Origin of the sequence: Leisingera sp. ANG-DT (genome assembly GCF_000813785.1) — a bacterium.
GTDB lineage: Bacteria > Pseudomonadota > Alphaproteobacteria > Rhodobacterales > Rhodobacteraceae > Leisingera.
This window is the reverse complement of sequence record NZ_JWLE01000004.1, coordinates 112,945-138,043: the sequence shown is the minus strand read 5'-3', so window position 1 is coordinate 138,043 and position 25,099 is coordinate 112,945. Positions and strand designations below refer to the sequence as shown.

27 protein-coding genes are annotated in these 25,099 nt (G+C 64.8%); 15 read left to right on the top strand and 12 right to left on the bottom strand.

Annotation, left to right across the window (positions count from 1 at the left end; all coding sequences use genetic code 11):
• Positions 1 to 69: 69 nt before the first annotated feature.
• The 3 genes from RA21_RS05040 to RA21_RS05030 all read right to left on the bottom strand — a co-directional run bounded on the left by RA21_RS05040 (position 70) and on the right by RA21_RS05030 (position 2,805).
• Positions 70 to 402 (bottom strand): hypothetical protein, encoded by a 333-nt coding sequence (locus tag RA21_RS05040; RefSeq protein WP_019294550.1) that lies wholly within the window; start codon positions 400 to 402, stop codon positions 70 to 72.
• Positions 403 to 527: 125 nt separating this feature from the next.
• Positions 528 to 1,550 (bottom strand): aspartate-semialdehyde dehydrogenase, encoded by a 1,023-nt coding sequence (locus tag RA21_RS05035; RefSeq protein WP_039146996.1) that lies wholly within the window; start codon positions 1,548 to 1,550, stop codon positions 528 to 530.
• A gap of 82 nt (positions 1,551 to 1,632) precedes the next feature.
• A complete protein-coding gene (locus RA21_RS05030; RefSeq protein WP_019294552.1) occupies positions 1,633 to 2,805 on the bottom strand; it encodes an MFS transporter in 1,173 nt (390 codons plus the stop codon).
• A gap of 127 nt (positions 2,806 to 2,932) precedes the next feature.
• Between RA21_RS05030 and RA21_RS05025 the strand changes: the two genes are divergently transcribed.
• The gene (locus tag RA21_RS05025) at positions 2,933 to 4,096 is read left to right on the top strand and encodes a DUF3095 domain-containing protein (protein WP_039146993.1); all 1,164 of its coding nucleotides are present in this window, start codon (positions 2,933 to 2,935) and stop codon (positions 4,094 to 4,096) included.
• Positions 4,097 to 4,098: 2 nt separating this feature from the next.
• Here RA21_RS05025 and RA21_RS05020 read toward each other — a convergent pair whose 3' ends face one another.
• The gene (locus RA21_RS05020; protein WP_019294554.1) at positions 4,099 to 4,749 is read right to left on the bottom strand and encodes a carbonic anhydrase; all 651 of its coding nucleotides are present in this window, start codon (positions 4,747 to 4,749) and stop codon (positions 4,099 to 4,101) included.
• Between the two features lie 176 nt (positions 4,750 to 4,925).
• Here RA21_RS05020 and RA21_RS05015 point away from each other — a divergent pair, with 176 nt between their 5' ends.
• The 3 genes from RA21_RS05015 to RA21_RS05005 all read left to right on the top strand — a co-directional run bounded on the left by RA21_RS05015 (position 4,926) and on the right by RA21_RS05005 (position 7,594).
• Entirely contained in the window at positions 4,926 to 5,285 is a 360-nt protein-coding gene (locus RA21_RS05015) for a hypothetical protein (RefSeq protein ID WP_052254254.1), read from the top strand.
• 85 nt (positions 5,286 to 5,370) lie between these two features.
• Positions 5,371 to 6,753: a leucyl aminopeptidase family protein gene (locus RA21_RS05010; RefSeq protein WP_039146990.1), complete on the top strand. Its 1,383-nt coding sequence runs from the start codon at positions 5,371 to 5,373 to the stop codon at positions 6,751 to 6,753.
• A gap of 4 nt (positions 6,754 to 6,757) precedes the next feature.
• A complete protein-coding gene (locus RA21_RS05005) occupies positions 6,758 to 7,594 on the top strand; it encodes a C40 family peptidase (protein ID WP_039146988.1) in 837 nt (278 codons plus the stop codon).
• A gap of 95 nt (positions 7,595 to 7,689) precedes the next feature.
• Here RA21_RS05005 and RA21_RS05000 read toward each other — a convergent pair whose 3' ends face one another.
• The 3 genes from RA21_RS05000 to RA21_RS04990 form a co-directional block, all read right to left on the bottom strand.
• Positions 7,690 to 8,034: a DUF2794 domain-containing protein gene (locus RA21_RS05000; protein WP_029204641.1), complete on the bottom strand. Its 345-nt coding sequence runs from the start codon at positions 8,032 to 8,034 to the stop codon at positions 7,690 to 7,692.
• 127 nt (positions 8,035 to 8,161) lie between these two features.
• On the bottom strand, positions 8,162 to 8,851 hold the full coding sequence (locus tag RA21_RS04995) for an ArsR/SmtB family transcription factor (RefSeq protein ID WP_039146986.1): 690 nt from the start codon (positions 8,849 to 8,851) through the stop codon (positions 8,162 to 8,164).
• A gap of 77 nt (positions 8,852 to 8,928) precedes the next feature.
• Positions 8,929 to 10,602: a Y-family DNA polymerase gene (locus tag RA21_RS04990; RefSeq protein WP_039146983.1), complete on the bottom strand. Its 1,674-nt coding sequence runs from the start codon at positions 10,600 to 10,602 to the stop codon at positions 8,929 to 8,931.
• Positions 10,603 to 10,714: 112 nt separating this feature from the next.
• On the opposite strand from RA21_RS04990, the gene RA21_RS04985 reads away from it, so the two are divergent.
• Positions 10,715 to 11,191, top strand: coding sequence for a c-type cytochrome (locus tag RA21_RS04985; protein WP_039147064.1), 477 nt, complete (start codon positions 10,715 to 10,717; stop codon positions 11,189 to 11,191).
• A gap of 32 nt (positions 11,192 to 11,223) precedes the next feature.
• Here RA21_RS04985 and RA21_RS04980 read toward each other — a convergent pair whose 3' ends face one another.
• On the bottom strand, positions 11,224 to 11,841 hold the full coding sequence (locus tag RA21_RS04980) for a TetR/AcrR family transcriptional regulator (RefSeq protein ID WP_039146981.1): 618 nt from the start codon (positions 11,839 to 11,841) through the stop codon (positions 11,224 to 11,226).
• Between the two features lie 137 nt (positions 11,842 to 11,978).
• Here RA21_RS04980 and mbfA point away from each other — a divergent pair, with 137 nt between their 5' ends.
• Positions 11,979 to 12,953 (top strand): iron exporter MbfA, encoded by a 975-nt coding sequence (gene mbfA / locus RA21_RS04975; protein ID WP_039146980.1) that lies wholly within the window; start codon positions 11,979 to 11,981, stop codon positions 12,951 to 12,953.
• 322 nt (positions 12,954 to 13,275) lie between these two features.
• Positions 13,276 to 14,199: an AEC family transporter gene (locus RA21_RS04970; protein ID WP_039146977.1), complete on the top strand. Its 924-nt coding sequence runs from the start codon at positions 13,276 to 13,278 to the stop codon at positions 14,197 to 14,199.
• Between the two features lie 10 nt (positions 14,200 to 14,209).
• On the opposite strand, the gene RA21_RS04965 is transcribed toward RA21_RS04970, so the two are convergent.
• A complete protein-coding gene (locus RA21_RS04965) occupies positions 14,210 to 14,551 on the bottom strand; it encodes a cupin domain-containing protein (RefSeq protein WP_039146975.1) in 342 nt (113 codons plus the stop codon).
• A gap of 228 nt (positions 14,552 to 14,779) precedes the next feature.
• Between RA21_RS04965 and fghA the strand changes: the two genes are divergently transcribed.
• The 3 genes from fghA to RA21_RS04950 are packed head-to-tail and all read left to right on the top strand — an operon-like array spanning position 14,780 to position 17,583.
• Positions 14,780 to 15,613 (top strand): S-formylglutathione hydrolase, encoded by an 834-nt coding sequence (gene fghA / locus RA21_RS04960; RefSeq protein ID WP_039146972.1) that lies wholly within the window; start codon positions 14,780 to 14,782, stop codon positions 15,611 to 15,613.
• Between the two features lie 18 nt (positions 15,614 to 15,631).
• Positions 15,632 to 17,128: a Si-specific NAD(P)(+) transhydrogenase gene (gene sthA / locus RA21_RS04955; protein WP_039146969.1), complete on the top strand. Its 1,497-nt coding sequence runs from the start codon at positions 15,632 to 15,634 to the stop codon at positions 17,126 to 17,128.
• On the top strand, positions 17,125 to 17,583 hold the full coding sequence (locus RA21_RS04950) for a YaiI/YqxD family protein (protein WP_039146967.1): 459 nt from the start codon (positions 17,125 to 17,127) through the stop codon (positions 17,581 to 17,583). Before sthA ends, RA21_RS04950 begins: the two co-directional genes overlap by 4 nt.
• Here RA21_RS04950 and RA21_RS04945 read toward each other — a convergent pair.
• Positions 17,580 to 17,918, bottom strand: coding sequence for an NIPSNAP family protein (locus RA21_RS04945; RefSeq protein WP_019294569.1), 339 nt, complete (start codon positions 17,916 to 17,918; stop codon positions 17,580 to 17,582). The genes RA21_RS04950 and RA21_RS04945 overlap by 4 nt on opposite strands.
• A 400-nt stretch (positions 17,919 to 18,318) precedes the next feature.
• Between RA21_RS04945 and RA21_RS04940 the strand changes: the two genes are divergently transcribed.
• The 3 genes from RA21_RS04940 to RA21_RS04930 are packed head-to-tail and all read left to right on the top strand — an operon-like array spanning position 18,319 to position 20,856.
• Positions 18,319 to 19,281 carry a DMT family transporter gene (locus tag RA21_RS04940; RefSeq protein ID WP_039146964.1) on the top strand — a complete coding sequence of 321 codons (963 nt, stop codon included), beginning with the start codon at positions 18,319 to 18,321 and terminating at the stop codon, positions 19,279 to 19,281.
• A gap of 5 nt (positions 19,282 to 19,286) precedes the next feature.
• Positions 19,287 to 19,907, top strand: a complete 621-nt coding sequence (locus RA21_RS04935; RefSeq protein ID WP_039146962.1) for an HAD family hydrolase — start codon at positions 19,287 to 19,289, stop codon at positions 19,905 to 19,907.
• A 31-nt stretch (positions 19,908 to 19,938) separates the two neighbouring features.
• A complete protein-coding gene (locus tag RA21_RS04930; RefSeq protein WP_039146959.1) occupies positions 19,939 to 20,856 on the top strand; it encodes an ornithine cyclodeaminase family protein in 918 nt (305 codons plus the stop codon).
• Between the two features lie 76 nt (positions 20,857 to 20,932).
• Here the strand turns inward: RA21_RS04930 and RA21_RS04925 are convergent, their stop codons facing one another.
• Together RA21_RS04925 and RA21_RS22560 are read right to left on the bottom strand one after the other, a co-directional pair.
• Positions 20,933 to 22,180: an MFS transporter gene (locus RA21_RS04925; protein WP_039146956.1), complete on the bottom strand. Its 1,248-nt coding sequence runs from the start codon at positions 22,178 to 22,180 to the stop codon at positions 20,933 to 20,935.
• 90 nt (positions 22,181 to 22,270) lie between these two features.
• Positions 22,271 to 22,837 carry a hypothetical protein gene (locus tag RA21_RS22560; protein ID WP_152612824.1) on the bottom strand — a complete coding sequence of 189 codons (567 nt, stop codon included), beginning with the start codon at positions 22,835 to 22,837 and terminating at the stop codon, positions 22,271 to 22,273.
• Positions 22,838 to 22,987: 150 nt separating this feature from the next.
• Between RA21_RS22560 and zapE the strand changes: the two genes are divergently transcribed.
• Positions 22,988 to 24,064: a cell division protein ZapE gene (gene zapE / locus RA21_RS04920; RefSeq protein WP_039146955.1), complete on the top strand. Its 1,077-nt coding sequence runs from the start codon at positions 22,988 to 22,990 to the stop codon at positions 24,062 to 24,064.
• The gene (locus RA21_RS04915; protein ID WP_039146953.1) at positions 24,061 to 24,966 is read left to right on the top strand and encodes a bestrophin family protein; all 906 of its coding nucleotides are present in this window, start codon (positions 24,061 to 24,063) and stop codon (positions 24,964 to 24,966) included. The genes zapE and RA21_RS04915 overlap by 4 nt, the downstream gene beginning before the upstream one ends.
• Positions 24,967 to 25,099 lie beyond the last annotated feature (133 nt).

The following is a 25,099-nucleotide window of genomic DNA, read 5'->3' as shown; positions in this document are numbered from 1 at the left end:
GGCGGTGGTCCCGCCTGATGCCATGCTACCCCCGTCAGGGAGGTCCGGCCAGCCCGGCCGTTGCCTGCCTCAGGCCCGCGGCAGAAGGCTGCCCAAACGCTGTTCCAGCACTGCCGCAGGAAACCCCAGAAACCGGCAAGAGCAGATCTCCACATGGCTGTGCATATCGCAGAGCAGCAGGCGCAGCCCTTTCCGGCGCAGGTAAAACCCGTGCTGCTTCAGCCCCTTGCGCAGCTCCAGCCAGCTTTGGGCGGAATGAAAGATCCCCGCCAGCAGCATCCGCAGCTGCGCCGCCATCTCCGAATCCAGCCGCTTGTGGATACGTGCGCTGGCCCAGGCGGTCTGCGCCGGGGCAGCGTTCTGGTTCATGACATTTGCGGGAAATTCCTTTTGCGCCAGCATGGCCTCACCTCCTTCACTCATAATTTCAGGATCAGGTTAGGCCCGGCCGCCGCCCTCCGGCAGGGGCGCAAAAGCAAAGGGGGCGCCTCTTTCGAAGCACCCCCCTCACCAAAAGGATATATGCCTCAGCCCTTCTTCAGGACCTCGCGGCCCAGCAGTTCGGCAATCTGCACCGCGTTCAGCGCCGCGCCCTTACGCAAGTTGTCGCTGACACACCACAGGTTCAGGCCGTTCTCGATGGTCGAATCCTGGCGGATGCGGCTGATGAAGGTGGCAAAATCGCCAACGCATTCCACCGGGGTCACGTAGCCGCCGGCCTCACGCTTGTCGATCACCATGATGCCGGGCGCCTCGCGCAGGATGTCGCGGGCCTCGTCCTCGTCCAGAAAGTCCTCGAACTCGATGTTCACGGATTCGGAGTGGCCGACAAACACCGGCACCCGGACGCAGGTCGCGGTGACCTTGATCGACGGATCGACGATCTTCTTGGTCTCGGCAACCATCTTCCATTCTTCCTTGGTCGAGCCGTCTTCCATGAAGACGTCGATATGCGGAATGACGTTGAAGGCGATCTGCTTGGGGTAGACCTTGGGCTGCACTTCCTGCCCAGGGACGTAAACGCCCTTGGTCTGGTTCCACAGCTCATCAATCGCGTCCTTGCCGGAGCCGGACACCGACTGGTAGGTCGAGACCACAACGCGCTTGATCTTGGCGCGGTCATGCAGCGGCTTCAGCGCCACCACCATCTGCGCGGTGGAGCAGTTGGGGTTGGCGATGATGTTTTTCTTGGCATAGCCGTGGATCGCCTGCGGGTTCACTTCCGGCACGATCAGCGGGATCTCCGGGTCGTAGCGGTAGAGCGACGAGTTGTCGATCACGGTGCAGCCCGCCGCAGCGGCCTTGGGCGCGTAATCCTTGGTCGCGGCGGAGCCGACGGCAAACAGCGCCATGTCCCAGCCGGTGAAATCGAAGGTGTCCAGATCCTGGGTAGTGAGTGTCTTATCGCCAAAGCTGACTTCAGTGCCGAGAGATTTGCGGCTTGCCAGCGCAGCGATCTCATCCACAGGAAACTGGCGCTCGGCCAGGATGTTCAGCATTTCGCGGCCCACGTTGCCAGTGGCGCCAACGACGACGATGCGGTAACCCATTTGTCTGTTTCTCCAGTATTGCCCGGCCCCATGGCCGGCGCGGGAGTGATACTGCCTATGGGGACAAGTTTAAAGGGGCCGATCAGTCCATGCTGTCGCGGCTGAGCAGATAAATTGCGCAGCCGAGCCCCAGAAGCACCAAAAAGAAGGTGAAAATACCCGTGTAGGGCAAGGATGGGTCCGCTCCGGCCAGATTTGCGTGGAGACGGCCCGTTGCAAACTGCATGATTCCCACCCCGCCGATGCCAAACAGGTTCAGCAGCGTCACCCCCCGCCCGGCCAGATGCGGCGGCACAAAGGCACGCCCGTGCGCCATGATCACAGGGAAGGACGCGCCAAAGAAGCCAACGGCCGCCATCATGACCACCGGCATCCAGACCGGCGCGCCGGTGGCCAGGATCAGCCCGCCCAGGGCCGCGCAGCCCAACAGGTTGCCGCCCAGGATCAGCCACTTGCGGGTGCCCAGCACCCGGTCCAGCGGCCCATAGGCAAAGGTGCCGGCAATCATCGCTGCCCCCATCACCAGCGTCGCCAGCCCCACAGCCTGGGTGCTGAGTCCGTAGACATCGCTTAAGTAAGGCCCGATCCAAAGCCCCCGCAGCGCTCCCGACGGCGCATAGGCCACCAGCATCAGCGGGAAGATCGCCCACATCGCCGGCATCTTCAGCAGGTCCAGCACCGATCCCGTGTGCTCCCCTTCAGGCTTGTCCGGATCACTGACGGTCATGAAAATCCCCGCCGCGACGATACCCGAAACAACCGCCAGCCCCGCCAGCGTGCCGCGCCAGCCGAACAGATCAACCGCCAGTGCAGTCGGGTAAGACGCCACCAGGTTGCCGGCCGACCCCACCCCCAGCATCAGCGCCGCCAATGTGGCGAAACGCGCGGGCGGGTACTGGCGGGCGAAGATATAGTAGGACGCCATCAGCACCGGCGAACAGCCGATGCCGATCAGGAACATGGCGGCACCGACATGCCAGGGGGCTGTAGCAGCGGCAAACAGCGCCGCACCGCCGCCGCCGCCCAGCAGCAGCAGCAGCGACGCCGTTTTGCGGGGGCCAACGTGGTCCAGCGCCCAGCCTACCGGCAGCTGCATTGCCGCAAAGGACAGAAACCAAAGCCCGGAGGCAAAGGCCAAATCATCCGGCGCAGCACCGATATCCAGCCCCAGCACCCCGGACAAAACGGCCAGGAAGGCGCGAAAAAACTGACTCAGCACATAGGCCAGGCACAATAAGATCAATCCTGCCTGCATTTTCTCTCCCCCAAGTCCTGCACAGTTTTTCGTGACTGCCGTACAGCTTGCATGTTTGGCGCGGGCGCACAATTTGTTTACACAGAAACGGCAGGCCGCGGGACCGTGCCACAGAGGGAAGACGCATATGACGACGGACACTTTCTATGCCACCCTCCCCAAGGTCCGCGATTTCAGCGATCTCTCCGACCCATCGGTCTTTGCGCCGCTGCCCGGCGATTGGCTGCTTTGCTGCACCGATATCGTGAATTCCACCGGACTGGTGAAGGCAGGCCGCTACAAGACCGTGAACATGGTCGGCGCCGCAGTGATTGCCGCCATGCGTAACGCGCTTAAGGGCGAGGCGTTTCCCTATGTCTTCGGTGGCGACGGCGCTTCTTTCGCGGTGCCGCCCCGCCATCAGGCCACAACACAGCGCGTTCTGGGATCCTTACGCAGCTGGACCGAAGATGAATACGGCATCTCCCTGCGCGCCGCGGTCCTTCCGGCCTCTGCGATCCGCGACGAGGGGCTGGACGTGCAGGTGGCCCGCTACGCGGTGTCGGACCACGCCGATTTCGCCATGTTCAGCGGCGGCGGCCTGGCCTGGGCGGAGGCGCAGATGAAGGCCGGCGCCTTTGCGGTTGCCCCTGCCCCGCAGGCGGACCCGCCCGACCTCGCAGGCCTCTCCTGCCGCTGGAGCAACACCCCTGCCCGACACGGCATCATCCTGTCTGTGGTGGCCCAGCCCGCCCCCGGCGCCAGCCCGCAGGACTTTGCCCGGCTCGCCGCTGATGTGCTGGATCTGGCGGCAGAGCTCGAGGACAGCGGCCACCCCGTTCCCGAGGCAGGCCCCCGGCTGCAGTTTCCGCCTGCTGGTCTGACGCTTGAGGCCAAGGCCTCCCGCGGCCGGCTTCCGTTGTTCCTCCGCAAGCTCTATCTGCTAGGCCATTGCGCCTTTGCCGCCTGGGTTTTCACCGGAAAACGGCGCGTGGGCGCATTTGACACGCTGCATTACCTGTCGATGCTGCGGGCGCATTCCGACTTCCGCAAATTCGACGACGGGCTCAAGATGACACTGGACTGCACGCCCGGGATCAGCCGCCGCATTCGCCAGAAACTGCAACAGGCCGCCTCGGCCGGTCTGGTACAGTTCGGACTGCACGAACAGGACGCTGCCATGGTCACCTGCATCGTGCCCTCTCCGGTGGAGGACGATCACATCCACTTTATCGACGGCGCGGCAGGGGGCTATACGCAAGCAGCCGCCAATCTGGCGGCTGCATTCGGGATCAGCAAGGAAACGGCCTGACCTCAGACCGGGGCGAAGGTACCCGCCTTGGGGTCATAGCATTCCAGCCCGCCCTCGCCGATGTCGGTCCACAGACCGTGCAGGCTCAGCTCTCCGGCCTTCACGGCCGATTCGATGAACGGGAAGGTCATCAGGTTCTCCAGCGAGGCGACAACCGCCTGCCGTTCGAACTGGCGCGCCTGCTCTACCGGGTCGTCAATATCCGCAACCCCGCCGAATTTCGGCTTCAGAATGTCCATCCAGCGCCCGACAAAGCTGGTCTTTTCCTCCAGCTGCGGCGCATGGCCCTTGCACATGTCGATGCAGCCCTGCACGCCGCCGCACTGCGAATGGCCCAGCACGATCAGATGCGAGACCTTCAGCGCGGTGACCGCATATTCCACCGCCGCCGAGGTGCCGTGGTGGTCGCCATCGGGCGCAAACGGAGGCACCAGATTGGCGATATTGCGGTGAATGAAAAACTCGCCCTGGTCAGCGCCAAAGATCGAGGTCACATGCACCCGGCTGTCGCAGCAGGAGATCACCATCGCCCGCGGCCGCTGGCCTTCGGTCGCCAGACGGCGGTACCAGCCCTGGTTTTCCTCGTATGAAGTGGCTTTCCAGCCGTGATAACGGGTCACCAGATAGCTCGGGAGAGGCTTGGCAAATTCCATTGTCGAATCCTCGGTTCATTTCACGTTGCCGGCCGTATTACCCTGCATTGTCTCAAAATTCGAGGGATTTGATCCGCCCGCGGAAACCTTTTGAAAACTTCTGGCTTCCACATTGGGCAGCGTGCCGTGGGGGCATGAAGAATTGGGTGAATGTGGTGGCCAATATACTGACAGTGATGCACTCCGAGACAGTGCGATTAGATCCAGACAAACTTTCCGCGCTCTATGAACAGCTCGGCGAGGCCGGTGCTGAGGACGTCGTGTGCCGGGCGATTGAGGAAATGGCGGTCCGCCTGACGCATTGCGAGCGTCTGTGGCGGCAGAACGATATGATGAACCTGCGCAAGAGCGCCCGGTCGCTGATTGCAATGGCCGAACAGATCGGCATGACCGCGCTGGCAACAATTGCCAAGGACGTTACCGAGGCGATTGATGCCGAGGACGGGCCGGCGGTCGCCGCCATCCTGTTCCGGCTGATGCGGGTGGGCGAGCGTTCGCTGACCGCGGTCTGGGACCAGCAGGACATGACGATCTGACAATTGTGCAGCCCGCAGGGCTTGCAGGCCGCGCGGCGGCGGCTACTCTGGCGCATCAGAAGTGATTGCAACCGGAGTTTTTTCGATGCCGCCAGTCTTTGCCGCGCCCGGCCCTGACGCCTGCCCTGTGCATGTTATTGCAAGCGATGAATTGGACAGCTGGCTCTCAGGCCAGCCGCAGCGCGTTCAGGCCTGGGCATCGGCGCAGGGCTTCACCGGCGCCTGCGGCCAGGCGCTGACAGTGCCGGATGCCGATGGCGGGATCGAAATGGCCCTTGCGGGCTACGGCAGCGCCGCCCAGCGCGCGCGCCGCCGCTTCGTGCTGGCCGAAGCCGTGCAGAAACTGCCCGCCGGAACCTACCGCATCGCCTCAGGCCTGCCCGCGGAAGATGCCGCCAGCGAGTCGCTGGGCTGGCTGCTCACGGCCTATCGCTTCGACCGCTACAAGGAGGCCAAGGGCGAAACTGCGGCCCTGCAGACACTGGAGGCCGTGGATTCCGCCGCCGTGGAGTCGCTGGCCGCGGCGGAATGCCTGACCCGCGACCTGATCAACACACCCGCCTCCGACATGGGCCCGGCAGAGCTTCAAGCCGCAGCCGAATCCCTCGCGCAGGAATTCGGCGCAGAAATCTCCGTCACCCTGGGCGAGGACCTCTTGGCTCGGAACTTCCCGCTGATCCACACCGTCGGCCGCGCCTCGACCCGCGCGCCGCGGCTGATCGATGTGCGCTGGGGCGGCACCGGCCCCAAGCTCACCCTGGTGGGCAAGGGCGTCTGTTTCGACACCGGCGGGCTGAACCTCAAGCCCGGAAACAGCATGGCGCTGATGAAAAAGGACATGGGCGGCGCGGCCAACGTGCTGGGGCTGGCCCGCATGATCATGGCCGCCGGGCTGAACCTGCAGCTCAGGGTGCTGATCCCGGCAGTGGAAAACGCCGTCTCCGGCTCAGCCTTCCGTCCCGGCGATGTGCTGATGTCGCGCAAGGGGCTGACGGTTGAAAACAACAACACCGACGCAGAGGGCCGTTTGGTTCTGGCCGACGCCTTGGCGCTGGCGGCAGAGGGCGCGCCGGACCTCTTGGTCTCCATGGCCACACTCACCGGCGCGGCCCGCGTTGCGGTCGGCCCGGACCTGTCGCCTTTCTACACCGATCACGAGGCCGACGCCGCAGCGCTTGCCGTCAGCGCAGCCCGCACCGCCGACCCGGTCTGGCGGATGCCCTTCCACGATCCCTACGAGACGATGATCGAACCCGGTATTGCCGATCTCGACAACGCACCCTCAGGCGGGTTCGCAGGCTCGATCACCGCCGCCCTGTTCCTGCGCCGCTTCGCCGGCAAGACCCGCTACATGCATTTCGACATCTACGGCTGGACCCCCAGCGCAGCACCCGGACGCCCCAAGGGCGGTGCCCTGCAGGGCGCCCGCGCTCTGTTTGCTGCGCTGCCGGACATGCTGGAGCTCTGATCCCATGGCAGACCGCCGCCGTACTCCGGTAAATGACCGCATCGCCGCCGCCCATCTGACACACGCGCCTGAAGGGTTGGAACGTGTTGACGGCATTGCCGCCCGCATCGGCATGCCCGTCGCAGACCTGCTGCGCACACCGGACGGCGCCCGCGACCGCCAGCTGGTCTACGGCGAACCGGTCACGGTCTACGAGGACTGTGGCGGCTGGGCCTTCCTGCAGGCCGCCAAGGATTCCTACGTGGGCTATGTTCCCAGTTCCGCCTTGACCACACCGTTCGAGGCCACCCACTGGGTCAGCGCCCCGGCCACCCACGCCTATTCCGCGGATGATTTCAAATCGCCGGAAACCAGCGCCCTCAGCCACGGCAGTCGGGTGGAGGTGATGGGCGGCACCGGGCAGTTCACTGGGCGGTTCGTGGAAACCAGCCTTGGCTTCATCCCCGCCCGCCACCTGTCGCCCTTGGGTGCCCATGCCGATGATCCGGTGATGGTGGCAGAGCTGTTCCTCGGCACCCCCTACCTTTGGGGCGGCAACAGCCGGTTTGGCATCGACTGTTCCGGCCTTGTGCAGGCCGCGCTGCTGGCATGCGGCACCCCCTGCCCTGGTGACAGCGACATGCAGGAGGAGGAACTGGGCGAGCCCGTTCCGGACGCAGACTACCGCCGCGGCGATCTCCTGTTCTGGAAGGGTCATGTCGCCCTGGTGCGGGACGCAGAGACGCTGATCCATGCCAATGCCCATGACATGGCGGTGGCCATCGAACCCATCGGTGCTGCAATAAAGCGTATCCAGGCCCAAGGCGACGGCCCGCTTACCTCGCATAAACGGCTGGCGTAGGCCCCTGCGCCCGCCACCGGCGGCAAAAATCTTGCGAAGATTTTTAGCCGGAAAATTCGAATTTTCCGGTCCCCGCCCTGCCGCAAAGCTTGCGGCTACTCCACGGAGCGGATCAGCTTGCGCTCCAGCACCCTCAGCACGGTCTTCAGATCCGCCCCGCGCTTCAGGATATGCCCGTCCATGCCGACCACCGAATACTGTCCCTGCCGCAGCCGCAGCTTGGGGCGCTTTTCGATCCGGTAGAGCGGATGCTCTGCCGTGCGCCGGAAGACGGAGAAAACTGCCAGATCACGCAAGGAAGAAATCCCGTAATCGCGCCACTCCCCGGCGGCCACCATACGGCCATAGAGAGTCATAATGACCGACAGTTCCCGGCGGTCAAAGGCGACTTGCTGAGGTATGGGAGATCCGGGAAAAGGCTGCACCTGATCAAAGCTCATAGATAACAGGTTGCGCCGTTTCCCCGGCAAATCAAGGGTTTTAACGTTCGATTTTTCGTGTGGTGCAGGATGCGCACAGGCGAAAGTAGCGCGTTTCCGGCTGTATCAGAGCCTTTTTCAGACCCTCTCAGGCCGCCGCCAGTGCCCCGCACTGCACACCCAGAATCTGCTCCAGCGCCACCCGTCCGGGCGCCGTCAGCATCAGCCCGCGCTTGTGCCGGTGCCGTTTGACCCAGCCGCTGTCCAAGGCATGTTCCAGGATCTGCCGCCCCATTGGTCCCGCCACATGCAGCTTGCGCTCGGTCCAGTCCAGACAGGGCCGAACGAAGGGCTGGCGGCTGGTCTTTTCCGGCAGAACCACCCCCAGTTTCAGCCATTCTCCGGCGGGTTCTGCGCGAAAGGCACCTTGCTCCTCCACCAGCATGCCGCGGTCCAGAAAGGCGCGGGTCATCGCCACCGCCAGCGGGCCTGCCAGGTGGTCGTAGCAGCTGCGCAGCTGTGCCAGCCCGCCCGCCTTGCGCTGCTGGGCGCGGTGCAGGCTGTCGGCAGGCGCAATTGCCGCCAGCTGCTCCAGCGCGTGCGCCACCTCGGCGCCTGCCAGCCGGTGATAGACGCAGCGGCCGCGCTTTTCCGCCACCACCAGCCCTGCGTCCTGCAGCAGCCGCAAATGCGCCGAGGCGGTTTGCGGCGTCACCCCAGCAGCAGCCGCCAGCTCCTTGTTGGTATAGGCGCGGCCCTCCATCAGCTCGCACAGCATCTGCGTGCGGCTGGCGTCGCTGATGGCCTGGCCCAGAATATCGAAGCGCGGTGTGATCATGCCCCTACCCTACGCGGTTTGCGCAGGGACACCCAAGCAAAACCCTTCGTCCCGCGCCGAAGTATCCCTGCGCCTGGTTATGCAAACGACCCATGGCAGAACCAGCCCGGCGACAGCGCGCCGCCATGGGCAAAGAACAGCCACAGCCGCGCCCCGCAGCCTGTCGCCACCACCCAGTAATCGCGCACCCCGCTGCGCCACTCGGAGTCTTCCAGCCACCACTCGGGCGCGATCCGCTCCGGGCCTTCCGCCGCTGCCAGCGCCCAGTCCCGGCCGCGCCAGCGGAAGCGCTCCGGCACCTGCGGCACATCCGGCGCATGCACCAGCTCGGGCCGCCACAACAGCAGCGGCCGCGGGCGCGGCGGCAAGGGCCAATCGCCGGAGGCAGGCTCCGACCAGGCCGCCGCCTGCACGGTGAAGGTTTTTTCCGGAATGTGGCTCTCCGCCGGATGGCAGCGGGTGATTGCCTCCATCCCCAGCCGCGCGCCCAGCCGGCCGATCAGATCCTCCAGCGCCGCGCCATCCTCCTGCCGCGCCCGCGCCGCGGCACTTGCCTGCAGATGGCCCGCCGGGGTGCCGGCGTGAATGGCTTCGGCCTGCAAGACCTCCAGCCGCAGCATGTCGATGCCATAACCCGCGTCGATCTGCTCCAGCTTCATCTCCAAGAGCGGCCGGATGCGGGCAGGCTGGCGGCTGGCACGGGCCAGGCCCAGGGTCACGGCCTCCATTTCCTGATCGCAGCGGTGCGCCTCCAGCCGCAGCACGCGGGCGCCCTTGCCGCGCGCCTCCAGCCGGGCACACAGCCGCGGCAGCATCCGGTCGATGCCTGCCAGCAGATCCTCCATCAGCCCGATCGGCTCCGGCAGGGTCAGCCGCACCGCAAAACGGTCCGGGCTGCGCGCGGGCGAGACCGGCTCCGGCGCGCTGCCCATTGCCTGGTCCAGCCGCAGCACCAGCCCCTGGCCGAACCGGCGCGCCAGGCTGGCCCGCGGCTGGCCCAAGAGATCGCCGATCCGCCGCAGCCCCAGCCGGTTCAGCTGCGCCACGGTGGCGCTGTCCAGCCGCAACGCCGCCACCGGCAAGGGCGCCAGCGCGCCATAGGCCTGGCCGGCTTCGGCAATCCGCCCCAGCTGCGGCACCGCCGCCTGCAGCTGCGGCGCCGCGCCGCCGCGGGTCCAGTGGCGCCGCTTGACGCTCTGGCGTTTCTGCGCCCGGGCACGGGTTGCCCGCGCCTCCTGGTCGATGGCGTCGCCCGACCGCTCCGGCGCCGCCTCCTCCCCCGCATAGCGCGCCAGCGCCCAGGCCGCGCCCAGGGTGTCCGCCAGCCCCATCCGCACGCTTAGCCCCATCTCCGCGCAATCCTGCCCCGCCGTCTCCATCAGCGCCGCCTCGCTGCCGAACAGATGCGCGCAGCCGGTGAGGTCGATGGTAAGCCCGTCCTCCCCCGCCTCCGCCACCCAGGGGCTGAACTTGCCCGCCCAGCGCCGGAGTGCGGCCAGGAACGCCATCTCCGCCGCCCGGTTGCGCGGCCGCACCACCAGGCCCGCGCACATCGCATGGGCATCGCGCAAGGGCTGGCCGGCCTGCAGCCCCTCTGCCGAGGCGGCCAGGTTTAACGCGGAAATAACCTGAGTGTTGGAGACTTCCTCAACGACGGCCAGCGGCCCGGCAATACCGCCGCGCTCCGCCCGCAAAATGCGTTCGGCGCCAAGGCGCGGAAACCACAGCGACAGAATGCGGCGATGGGGCATGGGCAAATCGGGCAGCAAGGGCCGGCAGGCGGCAGGTTACAGGAGTTTTTTGGCAGATGTTCTTATTTTGTTCTCAAAATGCGATTCGGTCAATCCGCAGGGGCGCTGCGCAATGACCCTGCGCCGTCTCAAGGGGCTCGCCTTCCTCGTGATCCTCGCCGCTCTGGCCGCAGGCGTGACCGCCCCGGTCACGGCAGACAGCGGTCTCAGCAAACATGTGACCCGGCGGATGGCCCTGATGACAGGGCAGAAAGCGGCGATGGATGTGCTCACCGGGATGATGGCCGGACGCATCGTCTTCGACCGGGACAAGGCGCGCAGCGCCCGGCGCCAGCTGATCAAATCCACCGGCAGCATTCGCAAGCATTTCAAGAAACCGCGGCTGGATGCGCGCTCCAACGCGCGGCCGCTGATCTGGCACAGCTGGAAGGATTTCAAGACCCGCGCCGGAACCGCAGAGGCCGCGGCCCGCAACCTCAGCACCCGCTCGCTGCCCGCCCTGCGCCGCACCCTGCCCGGCCTGATGCAAAGCTGTCTCAGCTGCCACGAGACCTACCGCAGCACCCCCAACAGCTTCACCACACACTAACAGGACAGCAGCCCCTGCCACGGGGCGGCAAGTCAGGCCCCGAAACGCGCCATGAAGGTGTCAATCGCGCCGCTGATCACCCGCTCGCGCTCGGCCTCAGAGAATTCGGTGTCGATCTTGAACAGGAACCGCAGGAACACATCCGCCTTGCACAGCTCGATGAACTGCGCCGCGGCAAGATCGGCGTCTTCGATCTTTAGCTCGCCCCGCGCCGCCGCAGCCTCCATATAGGCCTGGATCTCCCCGTGCAGCACCATCGGACCGCTTTCGTAGAACATCGGCCCCAGCTCCGGGAACCGGTCGGCCTCTGCCACGAAGATGCGGAACAGCTGCAGGCTGAAACCGCCCAGCAGCACCCCGTGCACCCGCTCCGCCGCCGCCCGCAGCACATCCCGCGGCCCGCAGCTGCCCGGCGCCAGATCCAGCGAAGCATCCGCCTGCTGCACGCAGGCTGACCGCACCACTTCCATGAACAAGACCCGCTTGTCGGGGAAATAGCTGTAGAGCGTCGCCTTGGAGACCCCCGCCGCCTTGGCAATCTTGTCGACGCTGGCGCCTTCGAACCCGTCCGCCAGGAACACCTCGCGCGCGCCGTCCAGGACCTGATCGAATTTGCGGCCGGTGCGCAGGACGCTGGCTTGCTGGTTCATGCGGGCTCCAATGGCTGCGTAGGGGTCTGGGCCTAATGTAGCCTGCGCCGCCCCATTGCAACAGCAGAACCCGCATCATCTTGCGCTCCCTCGCGGAACCGTTATGTTTAGAATTATTCTAAATTGAGGGGCGGCAGATGCGTTTTTTCACCCAGCGCAAACGGTTTACGGACCTGACCGGGCAAGAGATCCTGGCCCTGGCAATTTCCTCCGAGGAGGACGATGCGCGCATCTACCGCGGCTATGCCGAGCGGCTGCGCAGCGAATACCCCGCCTCTGCGGCACTGTTTGACGGGATGGCGGCGGAGGAAGACGAGCACCGCGCCCAACTGATTGCCCTGCACGAAAGCCGGTTCGGCCCCGCAATCCCGCTGATCCGGCGCGAGCATGTGGCGGGATACTACGCCCGCCGCCCCATCTGGCTGATGGAGAACCTGAGCCTCGACCGCATCCGCGACGAGGCCCGCGCGATGGAGCGCGATGCCGAACGGTTTTACACCCACGCCGCCGCCCGCACGCAGGATGCTGCCACACGCAAACTGCTGGGCGACCTCGCCGCGGCGGAGGCAGGGCACCAGGCCCGTGCGGGCGAGTTGCAGGAGGCCCATCTGGACGAAGACACCCGCGCGGACGAGGACCGCGCCGCCCACCGCCAGTTCGTGCTGACCTGGGTGCAGCCGGGACTGGCCGGGCTGATGGACGGCTCGGTCTCCACCCTGGCGCCGATCTTCGCCACCGCCTTTGCCACCCAGGACACCTGGACCACCTTCCTGGTTGGCATGGCGGCCTCGGTCGGGGCGGGCATCTCAATGGGCTTCACCGAAGCGGCCTCCGACGACGGCGAGCTCTCTGGCCGCGGCTCCCCTGTCAAACGCGGGCTGGCCTCCGGCATCATGACCACCGTCGGCGGCCTCGGCCACGCCCTGCCCTATCTGATCCCGGAATTCTGGACCGCCACCACCCTGGCGCTGCTGATCGTCTTTGTGGAGCTCTGGGCCATCGCCTGGATCCAGAACAAGTTCATGGAAACCCCGTTCTGGCGCGCCACTATGCAGGTGGTGCTGGGCGGTGCGCTGGTGCTGGGCGCCGGCGCGCTGATCGGCAGCGGTTAGAAGCGCTGCGAGCTGCTCCGCTTGGCCAAGGCAGGGTCAAGGGCGGCACAGCCGCCGCGCGCCAGCGCGGTTTACCCTTGAGGCTGTCTTGGACGATATCACAATTGACCAGGCGCTCTCAGGGCACACCTGCCCTTAGAGCGCATCTCAGCACAACCCCTGCCCTGAGCGCAGCACAGGGCCACGCTCAACTGTGAAGGGCATTCTTCAGATTGCCGCTGAACAGGCGGGAGCACGCCCCTGCCCTATCAAGATCTGCTCGTCCCAAGCCTGCCCAAAAAACAGACTTTGCCAATTGGTCAGGTCTTGTTACCAATCCTTCATGGCCGAGATCTTCTTCCGCACCCTGCCCTTCTTTGCAATCATCGGCCTCGGCTACTGGGCCGGGCGCAGCCGGTTTTTCACCGAGGAAGCCACCGCCTATCTCACCCGCTTTGTGTTCTACTTCCCGCTGTCGGCGATGATCTTCGGCTTTGCCGCCAACCTCTCCTTTGCCGAGGTCTTCGATCCCACACTGATCCTCGGCTATTTGGCGGGCACGCTGGCGGTCTACCTGCTGGTGACAGCTGTCGCCATGGCCCGCGGCCTGGACGTGCCCACCGCCGCGGTGGAGGCGCAATGCGCGGCGATCGGCAATGTGGGCTTCCTCGGCCTGCCAATGATGGCGATCCTGTTCGGCCCGGCCTCGGCGGCGCCGATGATGGTGGTGCTCAGCGTCGATCTGGTGGTGTTCTCCTCGCTGATCGTGATCCTGATCAACGCGGGCCGCGGCCAGGGGCTTGGTCTTGCCACGCTCCGGCTGGTGGGGCTGGGCCTGCTGAAAAATCCGATGATACTGTCCATCGTGGCGGGCCTTGCCTGGTCGGCATCGGCGCTGCCGATCCCGGAACCCGCAAACAATTTCCTCACCATCCTCGGCGGCGCCGCCACCCCCGGAGCCCTCTTTGCTATCGGTGCCTCGCTGGCCTCGAAATCGGCGGAACGAGTGCACATCTCCGGCTGGCTCAGCTTTGCCAAGCTGGTGCTGCACCCGGCCTGTGTCGCAATCGCCGTGCTGTGGCTGGTCCCGGCAGCACCGTTCTCCGCCGCAGTCGCCATCGCTGCCGCCTCCCTGCCGGTGGCCGGCAATGTCTACATGCTGGCGCAGCATTACGGCGTGGCCCCGCACCGGGCCTCCGCCGCCATTTTCATCTCCACCGTGGTGTCGATTGTCACCGTGCCGGCGGTGATCGCCTGGGTCTCCTGACCCGCGGCCCCTACAGCCGGATCACATAATCCTTGCGGGTGGTCTCGATCACCTCCCAGGTGCCGCTGAAACCGGGGCGCAGGATGAAGCTGTCGCCTGCCGCCAGCGGATACGCGGTGCCGTCATCGCTGGTGATCACCGACCGGCCCTCCAGGATCCGGCAGTATTCCCACTCGTCGTAAGTGATCCGCCACTTGCCCGGTGTCGACTGCCAGATGCCGCAGTACAAACCGTCGCGCTCCTCTGCGTTCCAGGTGGTGAACACCGGATCACCCGCCAGCACCTTCTCTGGCGCCGGACGCTCCACCTCCGCCTCCGCGGCCTCCGGTGTCAGTCTCAGAAAATCGCTCATGGCCCTGTGCCTCCCTCTTGCCTTGGCGGCGGACTGTCCCGGTTTTCGCGGCGGCTGTCCAGCACCCCCTTGCGCAACTGCGGCATCCTCCCGGCGGCCAAAGCCCCGATTGTTTGCGAATTCGCAATCCTTGTGCCGCAAAAACCGGCATTGCTGCCGCCCATCCGCTGGACCCTGAGGCCATCAGCAGGTAGCGGTAGGGCTAACAGATTTTGAGGAGCCTCACCCATGGAAACCGTTTCCGAGAACCGCGCCTTTGGCGGCACCCAGGGCGTCTACAAGCACGCCAGCACCGCCACCGGCGGCGACATGACCTTTGGCCTGTTTCTGCCGGAGGAGGCCAAGGACGGCCCGGTGCCGGTCCTGTGGTATCTGTCGGGCCTCACCTGCACCCATGAAAACGCCATGACCAAGGCAGGCGCCCAGGCCTGGTGCGCCGAGCAGGGCATCGCCATCGTCTTCCCCGACACCTCGCCCCGCGGCGAAGGCGTGGCGGATGATGACGCCTATGACCTGGGCCAGGGCGCGGGCTTCTACGTGAACGCCACCCAGGACCCCTGGGCGCCGCATTTCCGCATGTGGGATTACGTGGCCGAGGAACTGCCAGCACTCTTGGGTGAAAAATTCGCCATCGACCTGGACCGCCAGGCGATCACCGGCCACTCCATGGGCGGCCACGGCGCGCTGACGCTGGCGATGAACCTGCCTGGCCGCTACAAGTCGGTCTCCGCCTTTGCGCCGATTTCCAACCCGACCGCATCGGACTGGGGCCGCAAGCAGCTGAGCGCCTACCTGGGCGACGATGAAGCCGCCTGGGCCAAGCATGACGCCACCCTCTTGATGCGGGAAAAGGGCTTTGACGGCCCGGTCCTGATCGACACCGGCACCTCCGACCAGTTCATCGACCTCCTGAAGCCCGAGGCGCTGGCCCACGCCGTCGCCGAACGCCGCCAGCAGGCCACCCTGCGGATGCAGCCGGGTTACGACCACAGCTATTTCTTCGTGTCGACATTCATGGAGGAGCATGTCTCCTTCCATGCCGACGCGCTGTACCAGAACTAAGAAACGAAGGACGCGGCCATGAGTGAAGACTTTGATTATGACCTGATCATCATCGGCTCCGGCCCCTCGGGCCGCGCCGCCGCCATCCAGGCGGGCAAACTGCACCGCCGGGTGCTGGTGATCGACCGCAAGGACCGGCTGGGGGGCGTGTCGGTGCACACCGGCACCATCCCGTCAAAGACCCTGCGCGAAACCGTGCTGAACCTCTCCGGCTGGCGCGAACGCTCATTCTACGGCCGCTCCTACCGGGTGAAGGACCAGATCGAAGCAAACGACCTGAAGGCGCGCCTGCACATGACCCTCGATTACGAGGTCGACGTGCTGGAGCACCAGTTCAACCGCAACCACGTGGACACGCTGCTGGGACTGGCGAAATTCATCGGCCCGAACGAGGTCGAGGTCGCCACCGAGGCGGGCGAAACCACCCGGCTGACGGCAGAGAAATTCCTGATCTCAACCGGCACCAAGACCTACCGCCCGGAATATGTGCCCTTCAACGGCAAGACCGTGGTCGACGGCGACGAATTCCTGGAGATGGCCGAGATCCCGCGCTCCCTCACCGTGATCGGCGCCGGCGTGATCGGGGTGGAATATGCCACCATGTTCTCGGCCCTGGACGTGCGCGTCACCCTGATTGAGCCGCGCGAGACCTTCCTCGACTTCATCGACAAGACCCTGATCCAGGACTTCACCCATCAGATCCGCGAAAACGGCGTCGACCTGCGGCTTGGCTCCGCGGTCGAAAGCATCGAGGACCGTGGCGAGCATGTTGAGGTGATCCTCGAAAACGGCCGCCATGTGCGTTCTGAAATGCTGCTCTTTGCGGCCGGACGGATGGGCGCCACCTCCGCCCTGAACCTCGAGGCTGTTGGCCTCAAGACCGACCACCGCGGCCGCCTCAGCGTGGACCGCAAGACCTACCAGACCGAGGTGCCGCATATCTATGCCGCGGGCGATGTGATCGGCCACCCGTCGCTCGCCTCCACCTCGCTGCAGCAGGGCCGCGTCGCCGCCTGCCACGCGCTGGAAACCCCGACGCTGCCGGAAAGCCCCTGGTACCCCTATGGCATCTACTCGGTGCCGGAAATGTCCACCTGCGGCATGTCCGAGGAAGAGCTGAAAGAGCGCGGCATCCCTTACGAGGTCGGCGTCGCCCGCTTCCGCGAAACCTCCCGCGGCCACATCATGGGGCTGGAGCACGGCATGCTCAAGATGCTGTTTTCCCTGAAAACCCGCCGGGTGCTGGGCGTGCAGATCGTCGGCGAAGGCGCGACGGAACTAATCCACATTGCCCAGGCGGTGCTGAACCTCAAGGGCACGGTGGACTACTTCGTGCAGAACACCTTCAACTACCCGACCCTGGCCGAGGCGTATAAGATCGCGGGTCTCGACGCCTTCAACCGGATGCCGATCCCGGAGGAGTTCAAGGTGAAGAAACCTGCCCGCAAGGCAAAGGCCAAGCCTGAGCCCAAGGCGGAGAAGGCCCCCGCGGCCGAGAAGAAGGCCGCGGAGTGACCGCGCTTTACATCGACGCTGACGCCTGCCCCGTGAAGCAGGAGGCCGAGCGGGTCGCCACCCGCCACGGGTTGCGCATGTTTGTGGTCTCCAACGGCGGGTTGCGCCCCTCGCAGAACCCGCTGGTGGAAACTGTGATCGTGGCCGAGGGCGCCGATGTGGCCGACATGTGGATTGCAGAGCGCTGCGGCCCCGGCGATGTGGTGGTGACGGGCGACATTCCTCTCGCCGCCAAATGCATCGAAGCCGGCGCCCGCGTGCTGCGCCACAACGGCGAGCACTTTACCCAAGCCAACATCGGCCAGCAGCTGGCGATGCGCGACCTGATGGCGGATCTCCGCGCCGCCAATCCGCTAGGCGCCGGCGGCGGCGGCAAGGGTTTCACCAAGGCCGACCGCTCGCGGTTTCTGGATGCGCTGGAGCGCGAGCTGCGCGCCGCCAAGGCGGGCCGCTAAGCCATCGCGGCCTTCAGCGGCGCCAGATCCCCTTCCAGAACAGGGCGCAGAAAGGTCCGGTCATAGCGCCGGACAATGCCGTTCTCCCGGGCGAACCGGAACGCCGCCAGGCAATCCTCATCCTCAAAGCTCCTGGCGCGATAGTCCTCATAGGCCGCCAGCGACGGGAAGGAAAACAGCGCCACCGCCAGATCATTGGCGCTTTCGTGCGGCAGGAAATAGCCGTGATGGGTGCCGCCAAAGCGTTCCACCAGCGGGATCCAGGCCTTGGCGTAGACCTCAAAGGCCTCAATCCTATCGGGATGAATTTCATAAGTGATGTAGCAGGTGATCATGGCCGCCTCATGTGCTGGTTTGCAGCCAAACCTAGGCGCCGCTGCCCGCCGTGCCCAATGACATTGCGTGATCCCTCTGTTCGCAAACGCAAATACACGCGCCCGCAGGCCAGCTCCCGGGTCAAGGCTCCGCGCCAGCGGACCGTGCTTTAGCACGGCTTGGCCTTGACGCGGGATCAAGCCGACACACTGGAACAGGCGCATTCAGGGGCAGACCTGACCCTGAACCGCTTCTCAGCAAGAAATCCCCCTCTCCCCAATTTCCAATCCCCAGCGTTCCGCGGCCCAAAATTCCGCCCCGGAATTTTGCCCGGAAAAATTGCATTTTTCCGCCCCCGCCCATTGCCCGGCCAGATCAAATCCGCCACTGATCAAGGGCAGCAGACGGAAGGGCAACGGCATGAGCGCAGAGATGAAGGTCAGCGTCCCCGGCCTGTTTGCCGCGGCCGGGGCGGGCATCGCTTTTTCCGTCATCGACATGATCTTCAAGTTCCTGTCGGGCGACTACCCGCTTTATGAAATGGTGCTGTTCCGATCCGTCATCGCGGTCGCGGTGATGCTCGCCATCATCATGCCGCTGGAAGGCGGCTACCACCTGTTGCGCACCCACCAGCCCAAGCTGCATCTCATGCGCTGCCTGGTGGTGTTCTTTGCCAACATCTGTTTCTTCACCGGCCTCACCCTGCTGCCGCTGGCCGAAGCCGTCGCCATCGCCTTTGCCACGCCCCTCATCGTCACCGCCCTATCAGCCCTGTTCCTCGGTGAACGCCCCGGCCCCTGGCGCTGGGGCGCGGTGTTTGCGGGTTTTCTCGGCGTGCTGATCATCATGCGCCCCGGCGCCGGCACGTTCCAGCCCGCCGCCATCCTGCCGCTGCTGGGCGCCTGCGGCTATGCCACCCTGCACGTGCTGACCCGCCGCGCAGGCGGGTCCGAGGCTGGGGCGACGCTCGCCTTCTACCCGATGCTGGGCTTTCTGGTGCTCAGCGCCCTGGCCGGGCTTATCTTTGGCGACGGGCGTTTTGCCACCGGCGACAGCCCCGCCTTCGACTTCATCCTGCGCGCCTGGATCTGGCCCGCGCCCGAAGACTGGCCCTATCTGATCGGTGTCGGCATTGCTGGTTCCGCCGGCGGCTATCTGGTCAGCCAGGCCTACCGCATGAACGAGGCTGCGCTGGCGGCCCCGTTTGAGTACATCGCGATGCCGATGTCGGTCCTCTGGGGCGTGCTGATCTTCAACGAATGGCCCGACTTGCAGGTCTGGCTTGGCAGCGCCCTGATCATCGCCTCCGGCCTGGTCTCAGTCTGGCGCGAGACCCGCAAGAACCGCCCCGCCCCGCGGCCCCGCCCGCGCGCAGAAGGATAACCCCAATGCCCATTGACGCCGTCGTCTTCGACATCGGCCGTGTGCTGATCGAGTGGGAGCCGGAACGCTTCTACGACAACCGCATCGGCGCCGCCCGCCGCCAGCAGCTGTTCGACCAGGTGCCGCTGCACGAGATGAACCTGAACATCGACCGCGGCCACCCCTTCCGCGGCAGCGTCTATGCCCTGGCGGACCAGCACCCGGAGTGGGCTGAGGAAATCCGCTGGTGGCACGATTGCTGGTTGCAGATGGTGCCGCGCGACATCCCCCATTCCGTCCGCCTGATGCAGATGCTGCAGGCCAAGGGCACGCCGGTTTTCGCCCTCAGCAACTTCGGCGCGGAAACCTTCGAGACCGCCTGCGCCGCCTACCCGTTCCTGGGCGGCTTTGACCGCACATTTGTCTCTGCGCATCTGAAAACGATCAAGCCGGAACCGGAAATCTATGCCATCCTGGAACGCGAAACCAGGGTGGCGCCGGACAGGCTGCTGTTCACCGACGACCGCCCGGAAAACATCGAAGCCGCCAAAGCACGCGGCTGGCAGACCCATCTGTTCACCGCCCCCGCCCCATTCGCGGCGCGGCTGGTGCAGGCAGGGCTGCTGACAGACCAGGACGCCGCCTGAAACGGCCCGCAAAAAGAAGGACAACAGGCCCATGACCATCCCGTTCATCAGCTTTGAAGAGGGCGAAGCCCTGCTCGACTGGGTCAGCTTTGCCGAGGCGCTGGCCGCCAGCCACGAGCTGCCTAAGGCAGAGATCGGCGACACTTTCCTCTACCGCGGGTCCGACACGCTCCTGAGCCGCTCCGCCTGGATCGACGGGCTGGGGCTGGCGGTGAAAACCGCCAACATCTTCCCCCGCAACCCCGACGCCGGAAAACCGATGATCAACGGCTCTGTCTGCCTCTACTCCGATGCCGACGGCACCCTTGAAGCCCTTGTCGACTTCCACCTGGTCACCAAATGGAAGACCGCAGGCGACAGCCTGTTGGGTGCCCTGCGGCTGGCCAACCCGGACGCACGGGAGGTGCTGATCGTCGGCGCTGGCACAGTTGGCGGCTCTTTGATCGAGGCCTTCGGCGCAGGCTTCCCGCAGGCGCAGATCCGCGTCTGGAACCGCACCGGTTCCAAGGCCGAAGAACTCTGCGCCCAGTACCCCGGCACCAAACACGCGCCCGATCTAGAACCGGCGGTGCGCGCCGCCGATATCATCGTCACCTGCACCATGTCCTCAGACCCGGTGATCCAGGGTGAATGGCTGCGTCCCGGACAGCACCTCAACCTGATCGGCGCCTACCGCCCCGACATGCGCGAGGCCGATGACGAGGCGCTCAAGCGCGCGCAGATCTATTGCGACAGTTTTGACACCACCCTGGACCACATCGGCGAGTTCAAGATCCCGCTGGCCGCCGGCACCATCCAGCGCAGCGATGTGCTGGCGGATTACTACAGCCTCGGCCAATTCCCGGCCTATGACCCCGCCCGGATCACCCTGTTCAAGAACGGCGGCGGTGCCCATCTGGACCTGATGACCAGCCATCACATCCTGCAAAAGTGGAAAGCCAGGGCCTGACAAAACATCCCCGGCCCCGCTTCTTTCTGGTCACAAATACCCATAGATACGGCCCGCCTTAGGCGGGTCGCTTTTGTTACGCCGCCGCGGGGACTACCGCACTCAGCGGGCGCTCCTTGACCGGCAGATGCACAATCGCGCTGAACGCACCGACCGCCACGCCAATCCACCAGACAAAGGTGTAATCGCCATAGGCGTCATACATCCGACCGCCCAGCCACACGCCCAGGAAGCTGCCCAGCTGATGGCTGAAAAACACGATGCCGTAAAGCGTGCCCATGTAGCGCAAACCATAGATATGCGCGACCAGACCCGAGGTCAGCGGCACCGTCGCCAGCCACAGCGACCCCATCGCGACCGAGAAGATGATGACGCTCAGCGGCGTGATCGGGAACATGATAAACGCCGCCGCCGCAATCGTCCGACCGGTGTAAATCGCCGCCAGCAGGTATTTCTTGGAATACCGCTTGCCCAGATAACCCGCCAGCAGCGTGCCGCCCACATTGGCCGCGCCAATGAGCGAAATCGCTGCCGCGCCCAGTGCCGAGGTGGTGGTGATGCCGATTGAATGCAGCGCCCCGCCCGGCAGGATCGGCCCGCACATCTCGGTGACAAAGGCCGGGAAATGCGCGGTGACAAAGGCAAGCTGATAGCCGCAGCTGAAAAAGCCCAGGAAGATCAGCGTGTATGAGGGATCCTTGAACGCCTTCTTCAGGATCGTGCCCATGCTCTCCTCCAGCTCCGCCTTGCTGGCGGCCTCCGGCGCGCGCATCAAGGGCAGCAGCGCAATCAGCGCCAGCACCACGCCCGCAAACAGCAGGAAAATCGTCTGCCAGGGCAGGAAGCCCAGCAGCCACTCCGCCGTCGGCGCGCCGAAAATCTGCCCGGCAGAGCCGGCTGCGGTGACAATCGCCAAGGACATCGAGCGGTTCTCGTCGGAACTGGCCCGCCCCACAACCGCCAGCACCACGCCGAACCCGGTGCCGGCAATGCCAAAGCCCACCAGCCATTCATAAGCCTGCATCTCAAACGGTGTGGTCGACGCCGCGCTCAGCACCAGACCGGCGGCATAGACGATGGCGCCCATGATGATCGCCTTGCGGTCGCCGATCTTTTCGGCGATGGCGCCGAAAATCGGCTGCCCGATGCCCCAGGCGAGGTTCTGGATGGCAATCGCCAAGGAGAATTCCGACCTGAGCCAGCCGAATTCATCCGCAATCGGGATCTGAAAGACGCCAAAGGAGGCGCGCACCGCAAAGCTCACCATGATGATGATGCAGCCGACGATCAGAACGGGCGTAAACAGCGGCGCGGAACGGTCCATGGGCTCTCTCCTGATAAGCTGCGGAACTGTCAGGGAAATTTTCCACACAGTCAAATCAGGATTTTTGCGGCTCAGGTTAAGAAATTTTGATCACCAGCGTTTTTGCTCTTTGATCCAAACCGTTTCAGGAACTGAAAACCGTGAAGGTTTGCTGGAAAACTCCGGTCGCCATCGGGCACGCGCCCGGGCACAGTTGATTGTTCTTCCTGAAAACCATTCTGTTATTGCCTGAATCTCTGTGGTCCCAGTATATGAGCGACCTATGGCAGGCGTCTTCAGGCGCCAAAGGGCCGCTTTCAAGTTTCTTTTCCCAGCGTAGACCTTAGATCGTTTAAAGAACAAATGCGCCTTACTGTGTGCAGAAATGTATGCAGCACATACGTACGTTCTGCCGTCCCGATTAATCACTTTGTGAATTGTTACAATCGGGTAAAGCGTTTCATCCCTGGCTTCTTGCGGCCAGTGCCCCTCAAAAAGATAAGTGTCATCTATCGTGTCTGTCACACTTTCAAAAAATGATGCTGCATGGCCTTTAACAGGTTTCAACAGCAGGAGAGCAGTCAGACTGAACATGACAAAAACAAAAAACAAACGATATGCTTTAGCTTTTGAGTATCGCAGCAAAAGGCCTTTCTCCTGAATAATCTGTTCTGGCAATCCGGGTGCACGACGCCTGTCTTGCGGGGATGTAAGAACCCCTAAGCAGCATAGCCGAGCGTAAACGTTCAATCTGAACTCTGCCATAAGAAATGTGAGACCAGTTGCTCCCCGCTTCCCATCCCCCGCGCCCCGCGCTATCCCTTTCCCATGACCCATTTGAGCACGCTTTACCGGCAGAAGATCGACGCGGGCGAATTGAAGCCCGACCCGGCCCAGGAAGCCGTCCTGCCCCATTTCGACCGCATCGCCGAAGGGCTAATGGCGCCGCCGGTGAAACGCGGCTTCTTCCGCAAGGCGGAATATGAACCGGTGCAGGGGCTCTACCTTTGGGGCGGGGTCGGGCGCGGCAAGTCGATGCTGATGGACCTGTTTGCCGACAGCCTCGGCGATATCCCCTCACGGCGGGTGCATTTCCATGCCTTCATGCAGGAAATCCACGCCAGGATGCATCAGGCCCGTCAGGACGGTGTCGAGGACGCGCTGGCCCCGGCTGCGGAGGAGGTGGCGGGGGCCGTACGGCTGCTGGCTTTTGACGAGATGCAGATCACTGACATTACCGATGCAATGATCGTCGGACGCTTGTTCGAGGCGCTGTTTGCCGCCGGAGTCACCGTGATCACCACCTCCAACCGGGTGCCGGATGACCTTTACAAGGACGGCCTGAACCGGCAGCTGTTCCTGCCTTTCATCGACCTGATCAAGGAGCATATGGCGGTGCATGAGATGGTCAGCAAGACCGACTACCGCCAGCACCGGTTGACTGGCGCGCCGGTCTATTTCACGCCGTCAAATGCCGAATCCCGCGCCCGGATGCGGGAGATCTGGCAGGATCTCACCGGCGGCGGCGCGGCACAGCCGCTGACGCTGGAGGTGACCGGCCGCGAGGTCACCCTGCCCGCCTTCCGCAACGGCGTGGCGCGCGCCAGCTTTTATGACCTCTGCGGCAAGATGCTGGGGCCGGGCGACTATCTGGTCATTGCCGACAAGGTGAAGGTGCTGCTGCTGGAGGACATTCCCCGCCTGTCGCGCAACAACTTCAACGAGGCCAAGCGCTTCGTCACTCTGATCGACGCATTGTACGAGGCCAAGGTGCGGCTGATCTGCTCCGCCGCGGCACAGCCCGAAATGCTCTATGTCGAGGGCGAGGGCACTTTTGAGTTCGAACGCACCGCCTCCCGCCTGCGCGAGATGCAGGACAAGGACTGGGGCAGCGAAACCCCATGATCGTCCGCGATACGCCCCGGCGGCGGGAAATCTTCCTGATCCTGAACGGATCGGTGGTGCCGCGCATCCTGCCCAATATCATCGGCGCCGCGCTCTGGGCGCTCCTGGTGCTGGTGCTGGACCGCTATGTCATTGCGATGCCGCAGATTTCCATCGCCGCGATGGGTGTCTTCGGCCTGTCGCTTTCGCTGTTCCTCAGCTTCCGCAACAACGCCGCCTATGACCGCTGGTGGGAGGCGCGGCGGATCTGGGGCCGCATGGTCTCAGACGTGCGCAGCCTGGCGCAGGAGCTGCGGATCTTCGCGGGCAAAGGCCCCGACGAGGACTTCATCCTGACCCGCATCCTCGCCTTTCACCATCTGCACCGCGCCCAGCTGCGCGGCGATGAGGTACGGGAGACGGTGGAGCATTGGGTCGGGCCGGAGGCAGCTGAGCAGCTGATGCAGGCGGAAAACAGCCCCAACGCCGCCCTGCGCGACATCGCCGCCCGCCTGCGCGAGATGGCAGAGGACGGCCGCATCGACGGCTTCGGCCAGCGCGCCCTGGCCGAACGCCTGGCAGCATTCCCCACCGCCCAGGCCGGGAACGAGCGGCTGCTGACAACGCCCCTGCCCTTCGTCTATTCGCTGCTGGTCTGGCGCACCACCTATCTCTACTGCCTGCTGCTGCCCTTCGCCCTCCTGGACAGCGCCGGCTGGTTCGAGCCGCTGGTCGCCGCGGTTGTGGCCTATGTGTTCTTCGGCCTGGCCGAGGTCACCCATGAGCTGGAACACCCGTTCCGCAAGCAGGCCAACTCAGTACCGCTCAGCGCCATGTGCCGGGTGATGGAAATTTCGGTCTGCAACGCTCTGGGCCGCGAGGCGCCGCCCAGGCTGGAACCCGTGGACTACGTTCTGGACTAGGGGGCGGAGGGAAGAAGGGGGCGCTGCCCCCTCGGGGTACTTCAAACCAGAAAGAAGCAGCAGGCCGCGCCGCGCCAGCGGCGCCCGGCCCAAGGGGATGAGACCGGCAGGTCGAAGCCGGGCGGGAGAGCTC

Excerpts from the sequence above, each read along its gene's own strand:
- RA21_RS04925 (WP_039146956.1), bottom strand. The coding sequence starts at position 22,180 with ATGGACCGTTCCGCGCCGCTGTTTACGCCCGTTCTGATCGTCGGCTGC.
- RA21_RS04935 (WP_039146962.1), top strand. The coding sequence starts at position 19,287 with ATGCCCATTGACGCCGTCGTCTTCGACATCGGCCGTGTGCTGATCGAG.
- RA21_RS05035 (WP_039146996.1), bottom strand. The coding sequence starts at position 1,550 with ATGGGTTACCGCATCGTCGTCGTTGGCGCCACTGGCAACGTGGGCCGC.
- RA21_RS05030 (WP_019294552.1), bottom strand. The coding sequence starts at position 2,805 with ATGCAGGCAGGATTGATCTTATTGTGCCTGGCCTATGTGCTGAGTCAG.
- zapE (WP_039146955.1), top strand. The coding sequence starts at position 22,988 with ATGACCCATTTGAGCACGCTTTACCGGCAGAAGATCGACGCGGGCGAA.
- mbfA (WP_039146980.1), top strand. The coding sequence starts at position 11,979 with ATGCGTTTTTTCACCCAGCGCAAACGGTTTACGGACCTGACCGGGCAA.
- RA21_RS05000 (WP_029204641.1), bottom strand. The coding sequence starts at position 8,034 with ATGAGCTTTGATCAGGTGCAGCCTTTTCCCGGATCTCCCATACCTCAG.
- RA21_RS05005 (WP_039146988.1), top strand. The coding sequence starts at position 6,758 with ATGGCAGACCGCCGCCGTACTCCGGTAAATGACCGCATCGCCGCCGCC.
- RA21_RS04990 (WP_039146983.1), bottom strand. The coding sequence starts at position 10,602 with ATGCCCCATCGCCGCATTCTGTCGCTGTGGTTTCCGCGCCTTGGCGCC.
- RA21_RS04915 (WP_039146953.1), top strand. The coding sequence starts at position 24,061 with ATGATCGTCCGCGATACGCCCCGGCGGCGGGAAATCTTCCTGATCCTG.
- RA21_RS04965 (WP_039146975.1), bottom strand. The coding sequence starts at position 14,551 with ATGAGCGATTTTCTGAGACTGACACCGGAGGCCGCGGAGGCGGAGGTG.
- RA21_RS05020 (WP_019294554.1), bottom strand. The coding sequence starts at position 4,749 with ATGGAATTTGCCAAGCCTCTCCCGAGCTATCTGGTGACCCGTTATCAC.
- RA21_RS04970 (WP_039146977.1), top strand. The coding sequence starts at position 13,276 with ATGGCCGAGATCTTCTTCCGCACCCTGCCCTTCTTTGCAATCATCGGC.
- RA21_RS04980 (WP_039146981.1), bottom strand. The coding sequence starts at position 11,841 with ATGAACCAGCAAGCCAGCGTCCTGCGCACCGGCCGCAAATTCGATCAG.
- RA21_RS05010 (WP_039146990.1), top strand. The coding sequence starts at position 5,371 with ATGCCGCCAGTCTTTGCCGCGCCCGGCCCTGACGCCTGCCCTGTGCAT.
- RA21_RS04940 (WP_039146964.1), top strand. The coding sequence starts at position 18,319 with ATGAGCGCAGAGATGAAGGTCAGCGTCCCCGGCCTGTTTGCCGCGGCC.
- RA21_RS04995 (WP_039146986.1), bottom strand. The coding sequence starts at position 8,851 with ATGATCACACCGCGCTTCGATATTCTGGGCCAGGCCATCAGCGACGCC.
- RA21_RS04945 (WP_019294569.1), bottom strand. The coding sequence starts at position 17,918 with ATGATCACCTGCTACATCACTTATGAAATTCATCCCGATAGGATTGAG.
- fghA (WP_039146972.1), top strand. The coding sequence starts at position 14,780 with ATGGAAACCGTTTCCGAGAACCGCGCCTTTGGCGGCACCCAGGGCGTC.
- RA21_RS05040 (WP_019294550.1), bottom strand. The coding sequence starts at position 402 with ATGCTGGCGCAAAAGGAATTTCCCGCAAATGTCATGAACCAGAACGCT.
- RA21_RS04930 (WP_039146959.1), top strand. The coding sequence starts at position 19,939 with ATGACCATCCCGTTCATCAGCTTTGAAGAGGGCGAAGCCCTGCTCGAC.
- RA21_RS05025 (WP_039146993.1), top strand. The coding sequence starts at position 2,933 with ATGACGACGGACACTTTCTATGCCACCCTCCCCAAGGTCCGCGATTTC.
- RA21_RS05015 (WP_052254254.1), top strand. The coding sequence starts at position 4,926 with ATGCACTCCGAGACAGTGCGATTAGATCCAGACAAACTTTCCGCGCTC.
- RA21_RS04985 (WP_039147064.1), top strand. The coding sequence starts at position 10,715 with ATGACCCTGCGCCGTCTCAAGGGGCTCGCCTTCCTCGTGATCCTCGCC.
- sthA (WP_039146969.1), top strand. The coding sequence starts at position 15,632 with ATGAGTGAAGACTTTGATTATGACCTGATCATCATCGGCTCCGGCCCC.